The organism is Nostoc sp. (assembly GCF_036919615.1).
Classification (GTDB): domain Bacteria; phylum Cyanobacteriota; class Cyanobacteriia; order Cyanobacteriales; family Nostocaceae; genus Nostoc.
The window spans coordinates 43,447-62,328 of the sequence record NZ_JBALCN010000046.1; the positions used below are offsets into that span (position 1 = coordinate 43,447).

General features: G+C 43.4%; 15 protein-coding genes, 1 tRNA gene and 2 pseudogenes. 11 read left to right on the plus strand and 7 right to left on the minus strand.

The window, feature by feature from the left end:
• Nucleotides 1-422: 422 nt before the first annotated feature.
• On the plus strand, nt 423-2,414 hold the full coding sequence (locus V7K48_RS14790) for a zinc metalloprotease HtpX (RefSeq protein ID WP_335073615.1): 1,992 nt from the start codon (nt 423-425) through the stop codon (nt 2,412-2,414).
• A 393-nt stretch (nt 2,415-2,807) separates the two neighbouring features.
• Here V7K48_RS14790 and V7K48_RS14795 read toward each other — a convergent pair whose 3' ends face one another.
• Nucleotides 2,808-5,093, minus strand: coding sequence for a hybrid sensor histidine kinase/response regulator (locus tag V7K48_RS14795; RefSeq protein ID WP_335073923.1), 2,286 nt, complete (start codon nt 5,091-5,093; stop codon nt 2,808-2,810).
• Between the two features lie 51 nt (nt 5,094-5,144).
• Between V7K48_RS14795 and V7K48_RS14800 the strand changes: the two genes are divergently transcribed.
• From V7K48_RS14800 to V7K48_RS14810, 3 genes are all read left to right on the plus strand, one after another.
• A complete protein-coding gene (locus V7K48_RS14800) occupies nt 5,145-5,351 on the plus strand; it encodes a hypothetical protein (RefSeq protein ID WP_335073617.1) in 207 nt (68 codons plus the stop codon).
• 276 nt (nt 5,352-5,627) lie between these two features.
• Complete coding sequence (locus V7K48_RS14805) at nt 5,628-7,100, plus strand: aldehyde dehydrogenase family protein (RefSeq protein WP_335073619.1); 1,473 nt, start codon at nt 5,628-5,630, stop codon at nt 7,098-7,100.
• Between the two features lie 136 nt (nt 7,101-7,236).
• Entirely contained in the window at nt 7,237-8,454 is a 1,218-nt protein-coding gene (locus V7K48_RS14810; protein ID WP_335073621.1) for a transporter substrate-binding domain-containing protein, read from the plus strand.
• A 69-nt stretch (nt 8,455-8,523) separates the two neighbouring features.
• Here V7K48_RS14810 and mazG read toward each other — a convergent pair whose 3' ends face one another.
• Together mazG and V7K48_RS14820 are read right to left on the minus strand one after the other, a co-directional pair.
• On the minus strand, nt 8,524-9,342 hold the full coding sequence (mazG, locus tag V7K48_RS14815; protein ID WP_335073623.1) for a nucleoside triphosphate pyrophosphohydrolase: 819 nt from the start codon (nt 9,340-9,342) through the stop codon (nt 8,524-8,526).
• A 40-nt stretch (nt 9,343-9,382) separates the two neighbouring features.
• Nucleotides 9,383-9,973 carry a metal-binding protein gene (locus V7K48_RS14820; protein ID WP_335073625.1) on the minus strand — a complete coding sequence of 197 codons (591 nt, stop codon included), beginning with the start codon at nt 9,971-9,973 and terminating at the stop codon, nt 9,383-9,385.
• Between the two features lie 143 nt (nt 9,974-10,116).
• Between V7K48_RS14820 and V7K48_RS14825 the strand changes: the two genes are divergently transcribed.
• Nucleotides 10,117-10,189 (plus strand) — tRNA-Val (locus tag V7K48_RS14825).
• Between the two features lie 259 nt (nt 10,190-10,448).
• On the opposite strand, the pseudogene V7K48_RS14830 reads toward V7K48_RS14825, so the two are convergent.
• Nucleotides 10,449-10,637, minus strand: a pseudogene (locus V7K48_RS14830) (hypothetical protein); the annotation flags it as partial.
• 470 nt (nt 10,638-11,107) lie between these two features.
• On the opposite strand from V7K48_RS14830, the gene V7K48_RS14835 reads away from it, so the two are divergent.
• The 4 genes from V7K48_RS14835 to V7K48_RS14850 all read left to right on the plus strand — a co-directional run bounded on the left by V7K48_RS14835 (nt 11,108) and on the right by V7K48_RS14850 (nt 15,859).
• Nucleotides 11,108-12,892: a DUF3352 domain-containing protein gene (locus V7K48_RS14835; protein WP_335073630.1), complete on the plus strand. Its 1,785-nt coding sequence runs from the start codon at nt 11,108-11,110 to the stop codon at nt 12,890-12,892.
• Nucleotides 12,893-13,195: 303 nt separating this feature from the next.
• Nucleotides 13,196-14,263: a c-type cytochrome biogenesis protein CcsB gene (ccsB, locus tag V7K48_RS14840; protein WP_335073632.1), complete on the plus strand. Its 1,068-nt coding sequence runs from the start codon at nt 13,196-13,198 to the stop codon at nt 14,261-14,263.
• Between the two features lie 353 nt (nt 14,264-14,616).
• Nucleotides 14,617-14,925, plus strand: coding sequence for a KGK domain-containing protein (locus V7K48_RS14845; protein ID WP_334977830.1), 309 nt, complete (start codon nt 14,617-14,619; stop codon nt 14,923-14,925).
• 151 nt (nt 14,926-15,076) lie between these two features.
• Nucleotides 15,077-15,859: a Uma2 family endonuclease gene (locus V7K48_RS14850; protein ID WP_335073634.1), complete on the plus strand. Its 783-nt coding sequence runs from the start codon at nt 15,077-15,079 to the stop codon at nt 15,857-15,859.
• A gap of 72 nt (nt 15,860-15,931) precedes the next feature.
• On the opposite strand, the gene V7K48_RS14855 is transcribed toward V7K48_RS14850, so the two are convergent.
• Nucleotides 15,932-16,516, minus strand: a complete 585-nt coding sequence (locus V7K48_RS14855; protein WP_335073636.1) for a hypothetical protein — start codon at nt 16,514-16,516, stop codon at nt 15,932-15,934.
• Between the two features lie 471 nt (nt 16,517-16,987).
• On the opposite strand from V7K48_RS14855, the pseudogene V7K48_RS14860 reads away from it, so the two are divergent.
• Nucleotides 16,988-17,160: pseudogene (locus V7K48_RS14860) on the plus strand (sulfurtransferase); the annotation flags it as partial.
• A gap of 163 nt (nt 17,161-17,323) precedes the next feature.
• Here the strand turns inward: V7K48_RS14860 and V7K48_RS14870 are convergent.
• Both V7K48_RS14870 and V7K48_RS14875 read right to left on the minus strand, forming a co-directional pair.
• Nucleotides 17,324-17,686, minus strand: a complete 363-nt coding sequence (locus tag V7K48_RS14870) for a hypothetical protein (RefSeq protein ID WP_335073640.1) — start codon at nt 17,684-17,686, stop codon at nt 17,324-17,326.
• A 190-nt stretch (nt 17,687-17,876) separates the two neighbouring features.
• The gene (locus V7K48_RS14875; protein ID WP_335073642.1) at nt 17,877-18,062 is read right to left on the minus strand and encodes a hypothetical protein; all 186 of its coding nucleotides are present in this window, start codon (nt 18,060-18,062) and stop codon (nt 17,877-17,879) included.
• Between the two features lie 431 nt (nt 18,063-18,493).
• Between V7K48_RS14875 and V7K48_RS14880 the strand changes: the two genes are divergently transcribed.
• Nucleotides 18,494-18,772 carry a hypothetical protein gene (locus V7K48_RS14880; RefSeq protein ID WP_335073644.1) on the plus strand — a complete coding sequence of 93 codons (279 nt, stop codon included), beginning with the start codon at nt 18,494-18,496 and terminating at the stop codon, nt 18,770-18,772.
• Nucleotides 18,773-18,882 lie beyond the last annotated feature (110 nt).

An 18,882-nucleotide genomic window follows, 5' to 3' on the forward strand; every position in this document is an offset into this window, starting at 1 on the left:
ATAAATCTTTACTTTTTCTTCATCTTATCAATCTGAAGTTGATCATTGCTTATCGTCTTCCTCCAATCGGGTGAACCATCTGGGTAATCAATAATTACTCTGATTGGGTGAAGCAAGACTTGGTTCAAAAGATTTATTCTGTGATTATCGAACACAGACAAATTATGAGGTAGTAAATTCACAATATTAAAAATATTGTAAGTATTATTACAGGTTTTATTTGAAAATCTAAATATGATTTATGCGTTACCCAGGCTAGAGAGACATTCTAATTTATGTTTCTCTAGTCTTTTACTTAAGTAAATAATTTTAGTAAATAATTTATACTGCTGTTATTTAAATTTTTACGAAATTGCAGTGACGATCGCTGGATCTATTGAGTATTGATGGATCAAATACCACTCCTATGCTAAGGAGATCCTATGTCATTGCAATCTGGATTAGATGCCCTAAAACAAAAACGTTATCAAGAAGCGGTTGAATTACTCGAACAATTCTGCCGCAATTGTGTTGAACACGATTCCTCTGATTATCTTTCAGCACAGATGTGGTTGATGAAAGCCTATCAAGCTACAGGCGAAATCGAAAAAGCCAAGATCCTATGTCAAAAGTTAATCATCAGTGAAAATCCACAGGCTCGCAGTTGGGCAGAACAAGCTAGTCAATCTTTCCGCCAAACGCCAGCAAACCAGGCTAATAATATCCAAAAAGCTGGTCGTGCTGCTACCAATGGGATGAAATTAACGATGGGGGGTGTGGGTGGTAGTTTGGCGTTAGCTTCTGGTGTCACCATCACCTTGCTGTTTGGCATGGTGTTGGCTTTAGGTTTGAGCTTAGTATTTATTTTGGGTAGCGACAATCCACTCCAAGGGCTAGCGATCGCTATTGGTATTACCCTAGTTTTTAATCTCGCCGCCTTTTTCCTGTCTCCATTTCTTATGGACTTAACTCAAGGCTGGCTTTACCAAACTCGCTGGATAGAGTTGACAGAAGTTGAAACCCTCAGTCCAGAGACAGCTAAAGTTATTCGCCAAATCTGTGAGCAAAAAAAGCTGAAAACGCCACGACTGGGAATCATTAACGACCAAAACCCCACGGCTTTTACTTATGGCTCATTGCCGAACAGCGCCCGTTTAGTCGTCAGTCAGGGACTTTTCACATACCTAGATGACGATGAAATTGCTACTGTCTACGCCCACGAATTAGGACACATCGTCCACTGGGACTTCGCAGTGATGACTGTAGCTTCTACCTTAGTACAAATTTGTTACCTGATTTACAGCACAGCCAGAAGATTTGGGCGTGGCGGCGATAGCAAAATCAAAGATGCGATGCAAACTGCTGCCTTAGTTGCTTACGTGTTTTATGTCATCGGTACTTATCTACTGTTGTACCTCTCCCGTACACGGGAATACTTTGCTGACCACTTTGCAGCCGAAAGTACAGGTAATCCCAATGGATTATCCCGCGCTTTGGTGAAGATTGCCTATGGGATATTAGAAGAAGGTTCACGGACACAAGAACCCAGTCGTTTAATTGAAGGGACTCGCGCTTTGGGTATCTATGACCATAAAGCCGCCGCTTCCACAGGAACCGCCTACCGCATTGCATCCGATCCGCAAAAAATTGGTCGCGTCTTTCTGTGGGATATGTTTAACCCTTGGGGCTGGTGGATGGAGTTAAATTCAACTCATCCCTTGACAGGTAAACGAGTTCGTGCATTAAGCACCTATGCCGAACAATTGGGTTTACCGACTGAGTTTGATATGGGGCGAGTTATTGGAGAAGGCAAAAGTTTGAGTAAAAGTAGGCTTTACGGCAACTTCTTTTTAGATGTTGTACTGTACGGCGCTGAAACAATTGGTTTTTTGGTTGGCTTGGTAATGAGTGTGATTCTCTGGTCAAGTTCCCCAAACACAGGTTTAGTAATCGGTGCGCCACTTATTGGCTTAGGGATAGGAATTCTGGTTAAAGCCTTGGTGATGTTCCCCGACTACAAGCAAGCAGCAGAAACTGATATTCTCACCCTGATGTCAGACCCCTATGCCAGTCCGTTGCGCGGACAACCTGCAAAACTTGAAGGGCAACTAATTGGTCGTGGCGACGCTGGTTATAAGTTTGGTTCCGATTTAAAAATTCAGGATCGTAGCGGGATGCTTTATCTGCATTACGCCTCACGTTTTGGCCCCATCGGCAATTTTTTGTTTGGGATGAAACGAGTGAAAAGCTTGATTGGTGAACAAGTGGGGGCTGTGGGTTGGTTCCGTCGCGGTGTTGCACCTTGGATGGATCTGATTCAACTTCAAAGTGAAAATGGCACCATTGTCAACAGTTACCATCGCTTCTGGTCATTTATTCTTGGCAGTGGATCGATTATCCTGGGAGTGGTCTTGACTATGTTTTTGAGCAGATAGCTGAGTTTCTAGCCTGCTGTCAAAGCATTTCTCAGTCCATCCAAGCTTTAATTTGTCAGGAGGCGGTAGTAACTGCCTCCTTTTTTTATGCAGCTTATATCATTGACAAAAATCTTTATTTCTCTAATAGGACTTACGCAAAAAACCTCTCAAACTCTTATTCCTCCGTGTACTCTGTATCTCTGTGGTTCATTCTTCCATGATCCGTGCGTAAGTCCTGTCTAACTTAAATGTCCTAATTTTATGAACTGTCGAATTCACGTTATTTTAAGGATGCTTACAGCTGGCTACGCCTTACACATTTGCAATTTCGGCGATGCCTACGGCTGGCTACGCCTACGCATTTACTATCTCGGCTACTGCAATGCGAAACTCCCTAGTTTTACTTGTGCGTTAAACTTTTTTACTGCCTTTGGCAAGGTTCGCTACCACTGTCACCAACTCTTCTGGCTCGATTGGCTTGGATACATGAACTTGGAATCCAGCTTGCAGAGCAAGCCTGCGTTCTTCATCTCTAGCAAATGCCGTTAGTGCTACAGCTGGAATCTTTTCCCCACCAAGAGCTTCCTGCGCCCGCAATTTACGAATCAGCGAATAACCATCCTCATCTGGCATTCCGATATCACTGACTAAAACATCTGGACTTAATCTTGCCAGGGCTTTCAAGGCTTCACTTACTGAGCTAACTGCCGTCACCTGCGCTCCAGACTGTTCAAGAATAAAGGCAATTAATTCACGCGTATCGGCATTGTCATCTACAACGAGTACTTGCAAGCCGTCGACCCTTGAGAAGTCATCGACTTTTACTTCACTCTCTTCAATTAACTGCTCTTGTTGCGATTTCACTAGAGGCAACAGCACTGTAAATGTTGCTCCGCGTCCTTCCCCTTCACTAACTGCGTAGACTGTGCCTGAGTGCATTTCTACTAAGTGGCGCACAATTACCAGTCCCAGCCCCAAACCACTATCTACTCTAGTAGTTGTGCTATCAGCTTGACGGAAGCGCTCAAACATATAAGGGAGAAAGTCAGCACTAATTCCCTTACCTGTGTCAGAGACAGTTATCTGGGCGTTTGAGTTTACCTGCTTTAGATCCACTTCAACTCGCCCCCCGCTGGGTGTAAACTTGACAGCGTTAGTTAGCAAATTCCAGACGACTTGTTGGAGGCGATCTGCATCGCCCATAACCTTACCTACTGAGGGATCAAGGTTAAACTCAACTTGCATAACCTTAATCTCAGATGTGGGATGTACAGCTTCAATCGCTGCGTTAATTACAAGTACAAGGTCAACTTTACGGATATTTAGGCGGATTTTACCTTGGACAATACGTGAAATATCCAGGATATCTTCAATCAGTTTCCTCTGAAGTTGTGCATTCCGCTCGATTGTTGCCAGTGCCTTAAAAGTAATTGCCTCATCCAATTTTCGATTACGGATTATTTGAACCCAACCCAGCATAGAGTTGAGAGGTGTACGAAGTTCGTGGGAGACGATCGCTAAAAATTCGTCCTTAAATCGGTTAGCTTCTTGGGCTTCCCGATAAAGCTGGGCATTTTCAATGGCGAACGCTGCCCGTTGGGCAAGTTCTTCAGCCATTGCTAGATCTACAATCGTGTAATGGCGTCCTGGTTGTGCAGACGCAAATACAATTGTCCCCAGCTTGCGTTTACGCACCAGCAGTGGTACAACCATATAAGACTTAACTTGCAGCAAATTCAGCTGTTCCTCGTTCCATACGTTTCTCTGTAATGAGAACTCAAGAATGTTTGTAACTAGTTCCGGCTCACCAGTCCGTAAAACCTTTGGTAGTCCATAATCAGCATCGATAGAAATTGGATAGAGTTGTCGGAGTTTTCGTACTAGTGCTTCCTTCTGCGGTTGGGATGCAGCTACTACTGGGTTACTGAAGACTAACGAATTACTTTCAACAACATCTACAATACACCAATCGGCCAGGGTAGGCACTGCCAATTGCGCGACGCTAGTTAGGGTGGTGCGATAGTCTAAGGAAGATGCCAGTACACTACTTGCTTCAGCTAGGAAATTAGAGCGATTTTGTGCCGCTTGGGCTGCAATCCTGGCGGCTTGCTCATTGGCGAATAACTGCTCGCGCTCTAACTCTAAATGCTTGCGCTTGGTAATGTCGCGCATTAGCCAGCGCAAAGCAACTGGGTTACCTTCCTCGTTACGGACGGTAACTACTGTCAAAGCAACATCAAAAGAGACTTTTTCCCGTGGTTGTAAACGCACTTCCCATTCCTCACCCCGGTCGATCTGCTGTAACTGAGTTAGATAATTAAAAAAAGCTTGATGATCTGACTTGGCAATGAAAGTAAGCAGCGGTTTGCCAATCAAAAATCGCTGTAAAACATTCAGGTATATGGTAGCAGCACGGTTAGCTTCAAGGATAGTGCCATAGGTATCAGTTACCAAATAACCATCAGGCGCAAAATCAAATAATTCTTGGTAGCGCTGACGCTCCTTCTCTACTACTATTCGTGTTGCTTGTAGTTCCTCAGAGGCGATTTTCAGTTCTTCTAAAGCGATTTGAAGTTCTTCAAAAGTTTCTACTGTTAGCTCCTGTTGTGAGTACGGCTCACTTGCAGTACTTTGCAATAATCCCGTCATTCGTGAGCGCAATGTCTCTATTTGTTGACTAAAATCGTCTACATCCATGTTGCTCACTTTGCTAAGTACAGTATTTCATTAATTTGTAGCGAATTAAATTTGGCAATACCCTGCAATACCAATGCGTTGGCTTACATTGTTAGTGCGTTGGCTTACATTGTTAATGCGTCAGCTTACATTGTTAATGCGTTGGCTTACATTGTTAATGCGTTGGCTTACATTGTTAATGCGTTGGCTTACATTGTTAATGTGTTGGCCGCATTGTTAATACGTTCCTCTGCATTAAAAGCCTACGCTTTTACATAAAACTGTACTAAGACTAAGAAGCGCATGTTAGAGGAAACATTAAGCAAGTATAAGTCCAAATGTACGCTAAAGCCTGATCTCTGAACAATTGCTCAGAAGATAGATTTGTCTTTCCAACGTGAGTTATACAAAGTGAATTAGACATACTATAGTTGTTTCAAGCTCTAACTACTATTGTAAAATAAAGAATTCATAAAGAAATCCACTGACAGTGCTATACAGCAACAAACATAATAAGTAGATTGTAAGCAAATTTTTTTATAACTTAAGGAGGGTATGATGGTTACAGCAACAGTACCAGGACAACAGGTCAAAATTGGTCCAACTAAGTTACTGATTAATAATGAGTGGGTAGAAAGTGTCAGCGATCGCCGATTTGAAACAATTAACCCGACTACAGGCGAGGTAATCTGCGAAGTCTCAGAAGCAAACGCCCTGGATGTAGATAAAGCAGTACAAGCAGCCCGTGCTGCCTTTACTAGTGGGGAATGGAGAAAAATATCTGCCACCCGTCGCGGCAAGTTGCTTTACAAGTTAGCTGACTTAATTGAGCAGAATATCGATGAGTTGGCGCGGCTAGAAACTCTCGATAACGGTAAGCCATTACAAGATTCATTAGGTGACTTGTGGTTCGTCATCGCTTGCTATCGTTACTATGCAGGCTGGGCTGACAAAGTTCAAGGTAAAACCATCCCAATTAACGGACCATACTTCTGCTACACTCGCCATGAGCCTGTAGGTGTGGTTGGTCAAATTATCCCGTGGAATTTTCCACTAATGATGCAGGCGTGGAAGCTAGCACCGGCTTTGGCAACTGGTAATACTGTAGTTCTGAAAACAGCGGAACAAACACCATTATCAGCGCTGCGAGTAGGTGAATTGATTATTGAGGCTGGTTTTCCCCCTGGTGTGGTGAACATTTTATCAGGATACGGCCCAACCGCTGGAGCGGCGATCGCTCGTCACATGGATATTGACAAAGTGGCATTTACTGGTTCGACTGAAGTTGGTCATCTAATTATGGAAGCAGCTGCCAAAAGTAACCTGAAGCGCCTCACTTTGGAATTGGGTGGTAAGAGTCCTAACATCGTCTTTGCCGATGCTGACATGGACGGGGCGATCGCAGGTTCCCACAATGCCTTATTCTTTAACCAAGGGCAGTGCTGCTGTGCTGGTTCGCGGTTGTTTGTCGAAGAAAAATGCTATGACGAGTTCGTCGCCAGGACTGTAGAAAGAGCTAGAGCGCGGGTTGTCGGTAATCCTTTCGATGCCAACACACAACAAGGGCCGCAAGTAGACAAAGACCAATTCGATCGGGTGATGAGCTATATCGAATCTGGAATGCGCGAAGGTGCCCAGATGCTATGTGGTGGTAATCAAGTCGGCGATAAGGGTTATTTTATTGCACCCACAGTCTTTGCCGATGTCCGCGATGACATGAAGATTGCCCAAGAAGAAATCTTTGGCCCAGTGATGAGCATTATCAAATTCAAAGATATCGACGAAGTTATTCAACGAGCTAATGCGACAATGTACGGACTCGCCGCCGCTGTGTGGACTCAGGATATCACCAAAGCACACACAATTGCGAATAATCTCCGGGCTGGTACAGTGTGGGTAAATTGCTACGACGTATTCGATGCTGCTGCACCCTTCGGTGGATTTAAGCAATCTGGTATTGGTCGAGAACTCGGCGAATATGGCTTGCAACAATATACCGAAGTTAAGACCGTTACCATCAAATTGTAGTTCGGCTTGAGTCTAGCTTTAGCCATGTTCATCCCCCTAAATCTAAAAAAAATCGGTTTTAGGGGGATAAACGTGATATTTGATATGGGGTGGGCATGATAAACAAACGTTGCATACAACCCCAAGAATAATTCTAATGATAAATGCGATCGCTACTAGATTTCGCCTACTTATGGCTGCCAGAATCAGCCCGATTGGCTATTTTGACAGATATAACCGTAAAAACCAAATCAGGCGTTCCTTAGCACTGTATACCTGTATAGGATTAGTGGGTGGAATTCTGGCATTGTTGTTAATGGTATCTCCAGGACTGGCGCAAAAACCAGAACCCCAACAATCCCCACAACTCCAACAACCGTTATTAGTAGCTACACGAGTTATACTGCCCTTTGTGCTACCAGACAAAGGTGAGCTATCGGGATTCAGTATCGACCTCTGGCGCAGTATCGCTAACAAAATAGGTGTAGAGTCTAAATTTATTGAATATTCTGGTGTGTCGGAACTGCTTTCTGCTATTAAAGAAGGCAAAGCCAACTTAGGGATTTCAGCGATCTCAATTACAGCCGAACGCGAGCAAAATTTTGATTTTTCATTACCCGTTTTTGCTGGTGGGCTGCAAATTATGGTACGAAACCCAGAGAAGAACGACAGTGCCTTCCCAAATATTTTGCAATTGTTTTTCTCTGCTACCCTTTTGAAGGTAATAGGCATTGCCCTAGTGTTAATTGTCGTAGCAGCCCACATTATTTGGTTATCTGAGCGCAATCACAAAGATGGGCTGATTTCCAAATCATACTATCCTGGCATTTTCAAAGCCTGTTGGTGGGCAGCTGCCACATTAGCCACCCAAGCTGATGAAATGCCTAAGGGAGTGCTGGGACGCCTAGTAGGTATTGTCTGGATGTTCATCGGAGTTCTCTTTGTTGCCTACTTTACAGCCAGCGCTACTACCTCATTGACAGTACAACAGCTTCAGGGCGATATCAGGAGTATAGACGATTTACCCGGCAGGGTAGTGGTCACGACTGCGGGTAGCACAGCAGCCACATACCTGCGAGAAAATAATCTTTCAGTTCTAGAAGTTACCAAGATTGAGGAAGCTTACGATGCTTTGCAAGCAAAAAAAGCTGATGCCGTGGTGTTTGATGCACCTGTACTCCTCTTCTATGCTGCCCATGAAGGCAAAGGGAAGGTACAGGTTGTTGGCAGTATCTTGCGTGAAGAAAGCTACGGCATCATTCTGCCCAACAACAGTCCCTACCGTAAACCAATTAATCTGGCCCTGCTGAGTCTCAAAGAAGATGGCACTTATCAATCGCTATATGATAAGTGGTTCGATCCTAAAAATTCTTAAATGCCAAAAAATTACTGTTCTTGGGAATAAAACAGGGAAAGTGAGAATAATTGAAAATTGTAAATTAACTCATGAGGCTTCTTTGGCAAGTTGGGCTTTTGCCTGTTGCCACAAGTTTTCTAACTCATCCAAACTGTAATCAGAAAGGGGACGGTCAACAACTGCCTCCATTTTTTCTAAACGCTGGACAAATCGCTGATTTGTTCCCTGCAAAGCGGCACTAGGATCAAGATTATGCCAACGGGCTAGCTGGATAACTGCAAATAGTAAATCGCCTAATTCTGCTTGTTGTCGTTCTGGTGTTTCCTCAGCTAAAGCCTGCTGGAACTCCCCCAACTCCTCATAAAACTTATCCCAGACGCCCTGAATATTTTCCCATTCAAACCCGATCGCCGCAGCCTTTTGAGAAATCTTCATCGCCGCCGTCAGGGGGGGAAGGGTGCGCCCATAACGACCGAGTTTAGCACTAAGTTTTTGGGCGTCTGGAGATACTTCGCCTTTTTCCGCAGCTTTGATTTTTTCCCAATTTTGCCGCACCTCATCCACACTTGCAACCGACACATCACCAAACACATGGGGATGACGGCGAATCAACTTTTGGGAAATCCCCTGAGTTATTTCTTTGAGGGAAAATTGTCCAGATTCGCTAGCGATTTGGGCTTGCAGTACCACTTGTAATAATAAATCGCCTAACTCTTCTGCGATCGCTCCCTGATCTCCACTCTTAATCGCGTCAACTACCTCATAAGCTTCTTCAATCACATAAGGCATCAGCGTTTCCGGAGTTTGAGCCAAATCCCAAGGACAACCACCATCAGGCGAGCGCAATTTCGCCACCACCTCAATTAACTCCTGCAACGCCGCCAAACTCTCATTTTGATTTTCCATAGCTCTGCGTACCTCTGCGCTTCCCTTTGCGTTTAAAAAATCATTTCTTAGTCTTCGGCCGACGACTACCACTCCTCGTCACTTTCCGCCTCTTGATTTTGCCACTAGGAAGCAACCCCCGAACCCCCTGTTTTAAAAACCGCTTGTATGCCGAACTGCCCCAATCACTGAGAGAATGACTCATTGCACCGAGTTCCAACCCCAAAAAGAGGGAGATATATTCAGTATCGTATTGTACGAGCGATCGCCCTACAATTTGTCCCAAATCCTGCCAAGTAAAACTCAGATTCCCTAACCTTTCGGCAATTGCCAAAACGAAAATTGCCAAAATAGCGAGTAAGCAGCCGAGATAAAGTATCCGCAATATCGTGCCAATAATCGGCCCGTGGGATAAAAAAGAACGATGACGGAGACTTTTTTGATAAGGTAGCCAAATCCAGCGCAAGAAACCCCAGCGTTGAAATTGCACAGAGTAAATATCCAAATCCGGGCCAAACATCAGCCCCCCAAAGAGAAACCCGCCTGCAACCAACAAAGTCGCATTGCTACTGCGAGTCTGCCAGAAAGTAACGCCTGCCACCAACGGCAGAGCATACATTGTAATGCGATCGTGCGTCCGACCAGAGGGCATCCTAAATCCTGTTAGCGATAGCGGGGCGTTGAGCCAGTGCTGAGTAACTGAATACTGAGTCAGTATAAGAGAAAAAAAGATTTTCCCAAAACAACTAGCGTCACGCGAAATGTTTTGCTATATTAGTTAAGGATTAGTCAAAAGGGCGGTTAGCTCAGTTGGTAGAGCGCCTGCCTTACAAGCAGGATGTCATCAGTTCGAGTCTGGTACTGCCCATTAAGTAAATTAAGGCTAGAGACAGCTTAAATATAGTTTCTAGCCTTTTTTAAATGGATTTACAATCTCTAATTGACCGTGCCAATTTTAGATTTTGGACTTTCCTGCAGAACGCTACGCGAACGGCAACTCTTAGAGACGCTGCGCGTAGCTTACTTCTCCGTAGGAGTACGCTCAGTCGAACGATTTTAGATTTTGGATTGAAGAATTGAAGAATTAAAGATTATAAATTTCCTCACGGCTGAGTACACCATTCACTTTCGTGATTTTCTTCACCACAATCATTAACAACTTCATCCAAATAACGCTTAACCAATTCGTCCTTAGTGCCGCGTTGCCGATATTCTGCCAGAATTGTAATGTTCTCTGTTTGCAGTTGCGCCCCCACAACCTGCAATTCAATGGGACGAACTTCACCCAATTCCCCGGCTAAATCTAGCACCAGTTGTATAGGTAGGCAATAAGCTTTCAGGGCATAGCTTTGTTTACCACATTATCCATCCAAGAAATGTGATCGCCTATTAAAAATTGTAGCCAAAGATACTTCATATTCCTTTCTCTGGAAGGAACGGAAACTTTGCCAACCCAGAGTAGTGTCAGCTAATCATGACTTGCAGCTTTGTCCAGTTAGTTATATTCTCAAATTGCTTGGAATAACGGATTTACTCGCATAACCTTTCCGACTGAGGCATTAATCTTAGGGAAACGTCCTACGAAATTCAACAAAGCGTGTTAAAAATGGTAACTGAGCCAAAAACACAGCTTTTGAAAGACTCGGGAAGGTTTATTACGGAAATATGATCAATGTCTAGGATGGAGAAATTTATGCAGTTAACTGCCCTAGATAACAAGAAACTTTTTGGTTAACTTAACCAATCAAACAAGTCATGAGTTTGCAAGTATAAGGTATAGGTTTCAATGGCACCGCCTCTTGTGTCTGTTCCGATGAAGAAAAATAAGAAACCGTCTCTGGTGCTGACGCTCTCGGCTGCTGGGCTATTGATTGGTGCAGGGAGTATAGCATACTGGTTGTTAAACCAGAGACAAACAGTTTCCAGCGAGCTAGTAGGTGCAAATATTATTCCTGGTGATACCCTGTTTGCGGTTTCTCTGACAACAGATCCCCAGCAGTGGCAGAAATTGCGGCAGTTTGGCACAAAAGAAACCCAAGCAGAACTGGACAAAAATTTAGTAGAATTGCGCGATCGCTTTCTGACTAATAATGGTTACGACTTCCAGAAAGATGTTGCTCCTTGGGTAGGCGATAACGTCACAATCGCATTTCTGGCCCCAGACACAGCTAGTAAACCTGCACCCAAACCAGTTACCACTAATGAAGATGCTGCCAATGATCAGCAGTCGATGGTAATGGTATTGCCAGTGAAAAACCCAGAAATCGCCAAAAGTATTTTGGCACAACCCAAAACCCTTAAACAAGGCAAATGGATTGACCGGACTTATCAAGGAATTGCTATTAAACAAAATCAGGGACAAGCAGGGGAGAACTTCTCAGCGGCATTACTAGATGGGCGTTTTTTAGTCATAACTGATAGTCCCAAAGCCACAGAACGAGCGATTGACGCCTACAAAAATAAAACATCCCTAGCGACAACAGGGGGCTTTGGTGAGAATTTCCCGAAAATTGCCAATTACCAACCCTTTGCCCAGTTTTACGTAAATGTGCCAACAGCAGCCAAAATAGCAGCAGCTTCTCCAAACCGTCCTTTACCTGCTCAAGTTTTGGCTCAACTGCAAAATAACCAAGGTTTAGCGGGGACAATGACCTTAGAGCCAGAAGGAATTCGCTTCAAGGGCGTTTCTTGGCTAAACCCTAATAGTCAACGTGTGCTGGCGGTAGAAAACAAAGCTGGGAAAATGCAAAGCCGTGTCCCAGCGGAAACCTTAATGATGCTATCTGGCGGTAACTTACAGCGGTTGTGGGGAGATTACGTTTTAACATCTCAAGGAAATCCCCTCTCACCGATCGCACCAGAACAAATCAGAGGTGGGATAAAATCTCTTACCAATCTCGATTTAGATAAGGATTTGCTCAGTTGGATGAAAGGCGAATTTTCCTTATCAGTGATTCCGACTACTCCAAAACAAGGTTCACCAGATGATTTTCGTGCGGGTTTAGTGTTCATGGTACAGGCAAGCGATGCCTACGGTGGGCAAAGCCTACGCCAATCAGCTGAAGCAGCCATAAAACAGCTCGATGAAGTGATGAGAAATCAATACCAGTTCCAAGTCCAACCGGGGAAAGTTGCCGGTCAACCCGTTGTTAACTGGGTTTCACCTTATGGTACGTTAACTGCCACCCACGGCTGGTTAGATGGAGATGTCGCCTTTCTAGTAGTGGGCGCTCCGATCACTGATAAAATTCTTCCCCAACCTAACAACACACTAGCTAGCACTCTTCCCTTCCAACAAACAGTTCCTACAGAACCAAATCCAACAAATGGTCAATTTTTCCTGGATGTGGAACGAACTGTGAAAAATTTCCCTTTACCAACTCTAATTCCCAATCAACAAACTTTGCTAGATGCAACGCGCTCAATTGGGATGACATCTGCTGTCAGCGACAGTCGCAGTAACCGTTACGACTTTTTTATCGCACTCAAAAAAGTTACCAACATGACTACATTGCCTAGTCCAGAAAGCAGTAAGAGCAATTCTGCTACACCATCTACAATTTCTCCATAACAGCAATTGGAAAAGTTAGGAGTTAGGAGTAGAGACGCGATTAATCGCCTCTGTAGAGGAGTTAGGAGTTGTACCAATTCTCAAAAATCTTGCTATACATCAATCTTTGCGTCTGGTGTGTCTTTACCTCAGAGCGATATCATCTGTAGTAACCTTAAAATGAAATGGTATTAAAAATAATTAATTCATAACAGACGCGATTAATCGCGTCTGTTAACTTTCCCCTGTTTCATGACCCTCTAACCAGATAGGATCAGAACAGTCCGAATCCATATTTTAAATCATCCACGGAGAAAACACTTTATGAATTTGGTTGTACTCCAAAACTGGCTGGACAATGCCTCCTTTGCCATATTATTCCTAACAATGCTGGTGTATTGGGGAGGAGCGGCTTTTCCGAATCTGCCTTATCTAGCCGCTTTGGGGACAGCTGGGATGGCGATCGCTAATTTGTGCATGGCGACTCTACTAGGGGCACGATGGATAGAAGCTGGTTATTTTCCTTTAAGTAATTTATATGAATCTCTGTTTTTCTTGACTTGGGGAATTACCACAGTCCATCTAATTGCCGAAAGTAGTAGCCGTAGCCGCTTAGTAGGAGTTGTTACAGCTCCTGTGGCAATGGCGATCGCTGCTTTTGCTACCATGACATTACCATCCCAGATGCAAACGTCAGAACCCCTAGTACCTGCCTTGAAGTCAAATTGGTTAATGATGCATGTCAGCGTCATGATGTTGAGTTATTCTGCTTTGATGGTGGGCGCATTATTAGCGATCGCTTTTTTAGTGGTCACTCGCGGTCAAAACATCCAACTACAAGGTAGTTCTGTAGGTACTGGTGGCTATCGTAGCAACGGCTACCGCTTACACAAGGCATCTGAACTAATTTCTCAACCACCAGCCCCTTCTGCCGAAAATAACGGCTTTGCTCGTTTTGAAACTAGTAGCAACGGCAACGGCAACGGTAATGCTAACACCGCTGTTTTGAATTTAGTAACTACCTCTGAGCCTCAAACTGTAGCATCTGCCGAACCCCTTTCACCCCAGCGCCTTAGCCTTGCCGAAACCCTCGACAACATCAGCTATCGCATCATCGGACTAGGATTTCCCCTGCTGACAATCGGTATTATTGCCGGTGGCGTTTGGGCTAACGAAGCTTGGGGTTCCTACTGGAGTTGGGACCCCAAAGAAACTTGGGCATTAATCACCTGGTTAGTGTTTGCCGCCTACCTCCACGCCCGAATCACTCGCAGTTGGCAAGGACGCCGTCCCGCAATTTTAGCCGCCACTGGCTTTGTTGTTGTCTGGGTTTGCTATCTAGGTGTGAATCTTTTAGGTAAAGGTTTGCATTCTTACGGTTGGTTTTTTTAATGACCTCATCTAATCTGGTGAATCGCCCTCACCTATAAAAATAATCAGGGCGTTGCTTAATTTGAGTATGAATTCTTATTTTTAATCTCATGTGAAGATACGTAAATATCTTGATTCACTTTGCGTCTTTGCATGAAGTTCTTTCATACCATCATTTCGCAACGCCACAATCAGGCCGGCTAAGTGAAAATGACACAAGAAAACTAACCAGATAACGTGGAGCGGCCAAAAAAGGAATGGAACTTGGTAACTGAAATTAGACAATGGTCATCAGCCGCAACCGAAATCATCATTTTATTTCGGATCAACTGCTAAATCTGTGGAAAGTATAGATTTAGTGACAGGAGATTTTTATGGAAGATGGATTCGACAGACTGAATTACGATGAAGTTGTGTCTATAGAACCAGACACTTTTAATAAGTTGAATATTGCTAAAACTTTTAAAGTCCGTGATTTAATTACAGCAATTAAGGAATATATTGGAGCAGAAGAGACAGATGAAGTAAATTTGTATACCCAAGGTTTAAATTGTGAAGTTTTGCAATTTAGTAATCAAGGATGGAAAAAAGGAAAAGTTAGACTTGCTTTAGAATTTTGCCCTGATGAATCTGAATCACCACTTGATGAAATTTTTCAAAAACTTAAACAAGTAGAAAACTAATACCCAATGAGCGAAAGTTCCCCAACTTCTTTAAGAAGTCGGGGATCTGAGCCTCTCAATGTTTGAAAATAAAATAGGGTGTGCGGAATTAGTATCAAAATTCATTTATAAAATAAAGATGCACTAATAACTGAGAAACGGTAAACCTATCATGCTAAATTACGATCCATTAGCTTGTTTGCCCTCATCTGAGGAACTGCCAGACTCGGATGATACCCCTGTGGATAATGAATTACAAGATTTGATTCCCGGTTTACTCAAAGCGCTCCTGGCGATCGCTTGGGCAGAACGCATGGATTGGTTTTTTGGCGTAGATATGGGTATTTATTATGACCCAGATTTACCAGCAATAGTCCCAGATGGGTTTTTGAGTTTGGGCGTAGAGCGATTTTATGATCAAGACCTCCGCCCCAGTTATGTGCTTTGGGAAGAGAAGAAATTACCGTTATTAGTGTTGGAGGTAGTATCTAAAACATACCGTGGTGAGTACTCGACCAAAAAAGCAGAGTATGCAAGATTGGGAATTTTGTATTATGTAGTTTACAACCCATTTCGTCGCCGCAAGCCACGTTTAGAAGTTTACAAATTAGTTAACAATGTTTATGAATTATATGATGGTAATCCAGTTTGGTTGCCAGAAATAGGTTTAGGAATTGGCATCGAACGAGGAACTTATCTAGGCATACCACGGGAATGGATGTATTGGTATAACCAGCAAGGACAACGGTTTTTAACACCAGAAGAAAAGGAAAAAGTTGCTGAACAAAAAGCTCAACAAGCGGAACAAAAAGCTCACCAGGCAGAACAAAAAGCTCATCAAGCAGAACAAAAAGCTCATCAAGCAGAACAAAAAGCTCAACAAGCACAGCAAGAAACCCAACTATTACGAGAACACTTACGATCGCTTGGCATAGATCCTGATTCTCTCATTTAAATTGCTATCAAAATTCATTTATAAAATAAAGATGCACTAATAACTGAGAAACGGTAAATCCATCATGGTAAATTACGATCCATCAGCTTGTTTACCCTCTTCAAAAGAGCTACCTGACTCTGACGATACTCCAGCTCGCCACAAGACTTGGATACCAATTGGTGTTTTGCTTCGATGTTCTAGGTAGCCTCTAAGACAAGCGATCATCTCCACTGTCACATCTTTATCCAGTGTTGGAGCAACTGGATCGGGTATTGCACCAGGTACGTTGTTGATATTGGTGATACTAAAGTGGTTAGTACCTGAGATATTAATGAAAGCCTTAGGTGGGGTTTGGATTTGATCGTAGGTTGTTAGAGGTGTGTTAGGAAGCACTCTGCCCTTAAGATCGCCTTGCAATAAGGCAACCCCGATTCCAGAATTGTTAATGGGGATGTACTTAAGAGTGTTCTGATCCTGCAAGCCTGTTTCATAGAATGCTCCTGCTAATAGTTCCTTAGGTCGGGTGAAGGAGTTTTGACAATAACGAGGGAGACACCGATCAGCAATAGCAGATAGTCCGACTGCACCACCAAACGAGTGACCGAGTAAGCCTAGTTTCTGAGTGTTAACAACGCCTGCGATCAAAGAAGTAGAACTAGAATTTTCGACAGCCATCTGCGATAAAACAGCATTAATTTGTGACGTTCCGCTGAGTAACCCTGTCAGGGCGTCTAATGATCGTGTCTGGTTAGGTACGACGACAATAAATTCATACCTTGCAACAAGACTGGCAAAATTTGAATAGCAGCGATCGCATCCAGTTCAACGCTAAATCCTGTTAGTTTCCCAAAGAGGAAGCTGCTTGCTGTGAAACCCCACCAGCGGCTTTAATTAAATCGGCTCCTTTTTCGCCGATCATAATGCTGGGCACGTTCGTATAGCTTACTGCTTTAGGTCGTATTCATCCCGTTTTTACAGGCGTTGAACCCTCGTAAATTGGCAACAGTATTGACTTAGGAGATAATTAGGCGATCGCTTTCTGCCTCACCACTTCTCAATCACTTTTAGTCCTGATTCTATTGTTGGTATAAAAGCTGTCTGTACTATACTCATCAAAGCTCTAAACACGTTTCTATGCCACAAATATCAGGCATCACTAATGACACAACAGTGATTGCCTATGGCAGTTATCCTGGAACCGGAGCCTGGATTTTCTGGTTGTTGAAAGTCTTTGGGCATGAGAATGTACGAGTTCTCAATAGTGGTTACTAGAAATGGAAGCAGAAGGTTGTCCCCTAGCAACTGAGTTATCCACGTTTGCGGGTGGTAGTAATGCGATCGCCCAGAAATTTACAAAAAGGCAGAAGAGAAAATTTTTCTCTTCTGCCCGGTTGTTGAGCGGCTTGCCCTGAGCGTAGTCGAAGTAGTCAAAACACTGCCCTCTGTCTTGCCCGAAGGGCTGTTGAATTGTTAACGTCTTTATCAAGCAACAGCCCCTTGTTTAGGCTGATGCACCGGACGTTTGCGTTCGCTTCGACGAACGCCCCCTGCCATTTTGTATTCATCACTATTCTTGCCATACTTTGCAGCTACACTGAGTAACATATGTTCTGTTATTTCCATCAGCGACTTTTCGGCAAGTTCTAAGGTTCCCTGAGTCAGATCCACGGTGGAGAGGCTTGAGTTATATGCTTCTAACTTGTCTTGCGTTGTTTTGATGGCGGCTGCAAAGGAGTCAATAGTGACCCCATTGCCTAAGTCTAAGGTGGCACTGATCGATTTCAAAGCCGCAATCCGACGCTGTGCTTTATCAAGTACTTTAAACCCGCGTTTGGGACGTGACATAAATCACTTTTTTATTATTAATTATGCGCCAGGATAAAACTGACTTCTATCCTGAACTGTACAGCACTAGGATAGACAGAATTAGGGTCACTTGACACCCGCATTATTCAGTATAAATTGATGTATTTATTACAAAAATATTGAATAAATCTATGTAAATTCTTGGTAATTGCCCGAATTCAATTAACGACTATCCGAATTCAATAAACGACTGCCCAAATTCAATCAACGACTGCCCGAATTCAATAAACGACTGCCCAAATTCAATCAACGACTGCCCGAATTCAATCAACGACTGCCCGAATTCAATCAACGACTGCCCGAATTCAATCAACGACTGCCCGAATTCAATCAACGACTGCCCAAATTCAATCAACGACTGCCCGAATTTAATATAGGAACTTAGTAAACTTGCTTTTATTAAACCAATACGCTTGGGTTAAAGCCAAAAACCTTAACCTGGGTAGGTTGGGTTGAGGAACGAAACCCAACATTTTTCGTGGTTTGTTGGGTTTCACTTCGTACCCCTACGGAGATCTTGCTACAACCCAAGCGTATTGTTTATTAAACACGAAAGCGATCGCCTATTGAACTAATACAAAGCGTAGACGCTTCCTCGGCGAGTCAAGAGACATCGCACAAAAATTTACACCAATTCCTTATGCCTTATTCTATGTAAAAATACTTAAAAACCTATTGATAAGTATAATTTTATACTATATATTGAAATAAGAAAGGCGATCGCCCTCGCCCAAGAGTCTGCGATCGCCTTTCATTTAACCCCTACAATCGGAGTCAAGTATAATCATGGCACAATCAGAAAAGTTCGCCAAATCACAACCAGAGCAGTATTTACCTACCCAAGGCAACAACGCACCCCCTCTGAATCAATTTGATAAAAAGCCATCGCCTAAGAGAGAACCGATTAAACATTTATTGATTGGTTCACCAAAAGCCGTAACCAGCACAATTCACTTGTTGCAAGTTCTCAGCTATGCCAGCGTTGGCGATTGGAGTGCGCTACTACCAACAGGTAATCCAGATGAAGTCATGAGTATTTTAAGCCGTCAGATTTTGATGCAATAACTTAGTCAAACACTATTTAGTTTCCTCCCCTTTATAAGGGGAGGGTTAGGGTGGGGTAAAATACTCGTTCACAAATTTCAAACACTCAATAAAGTAACTCTACTAGAGAC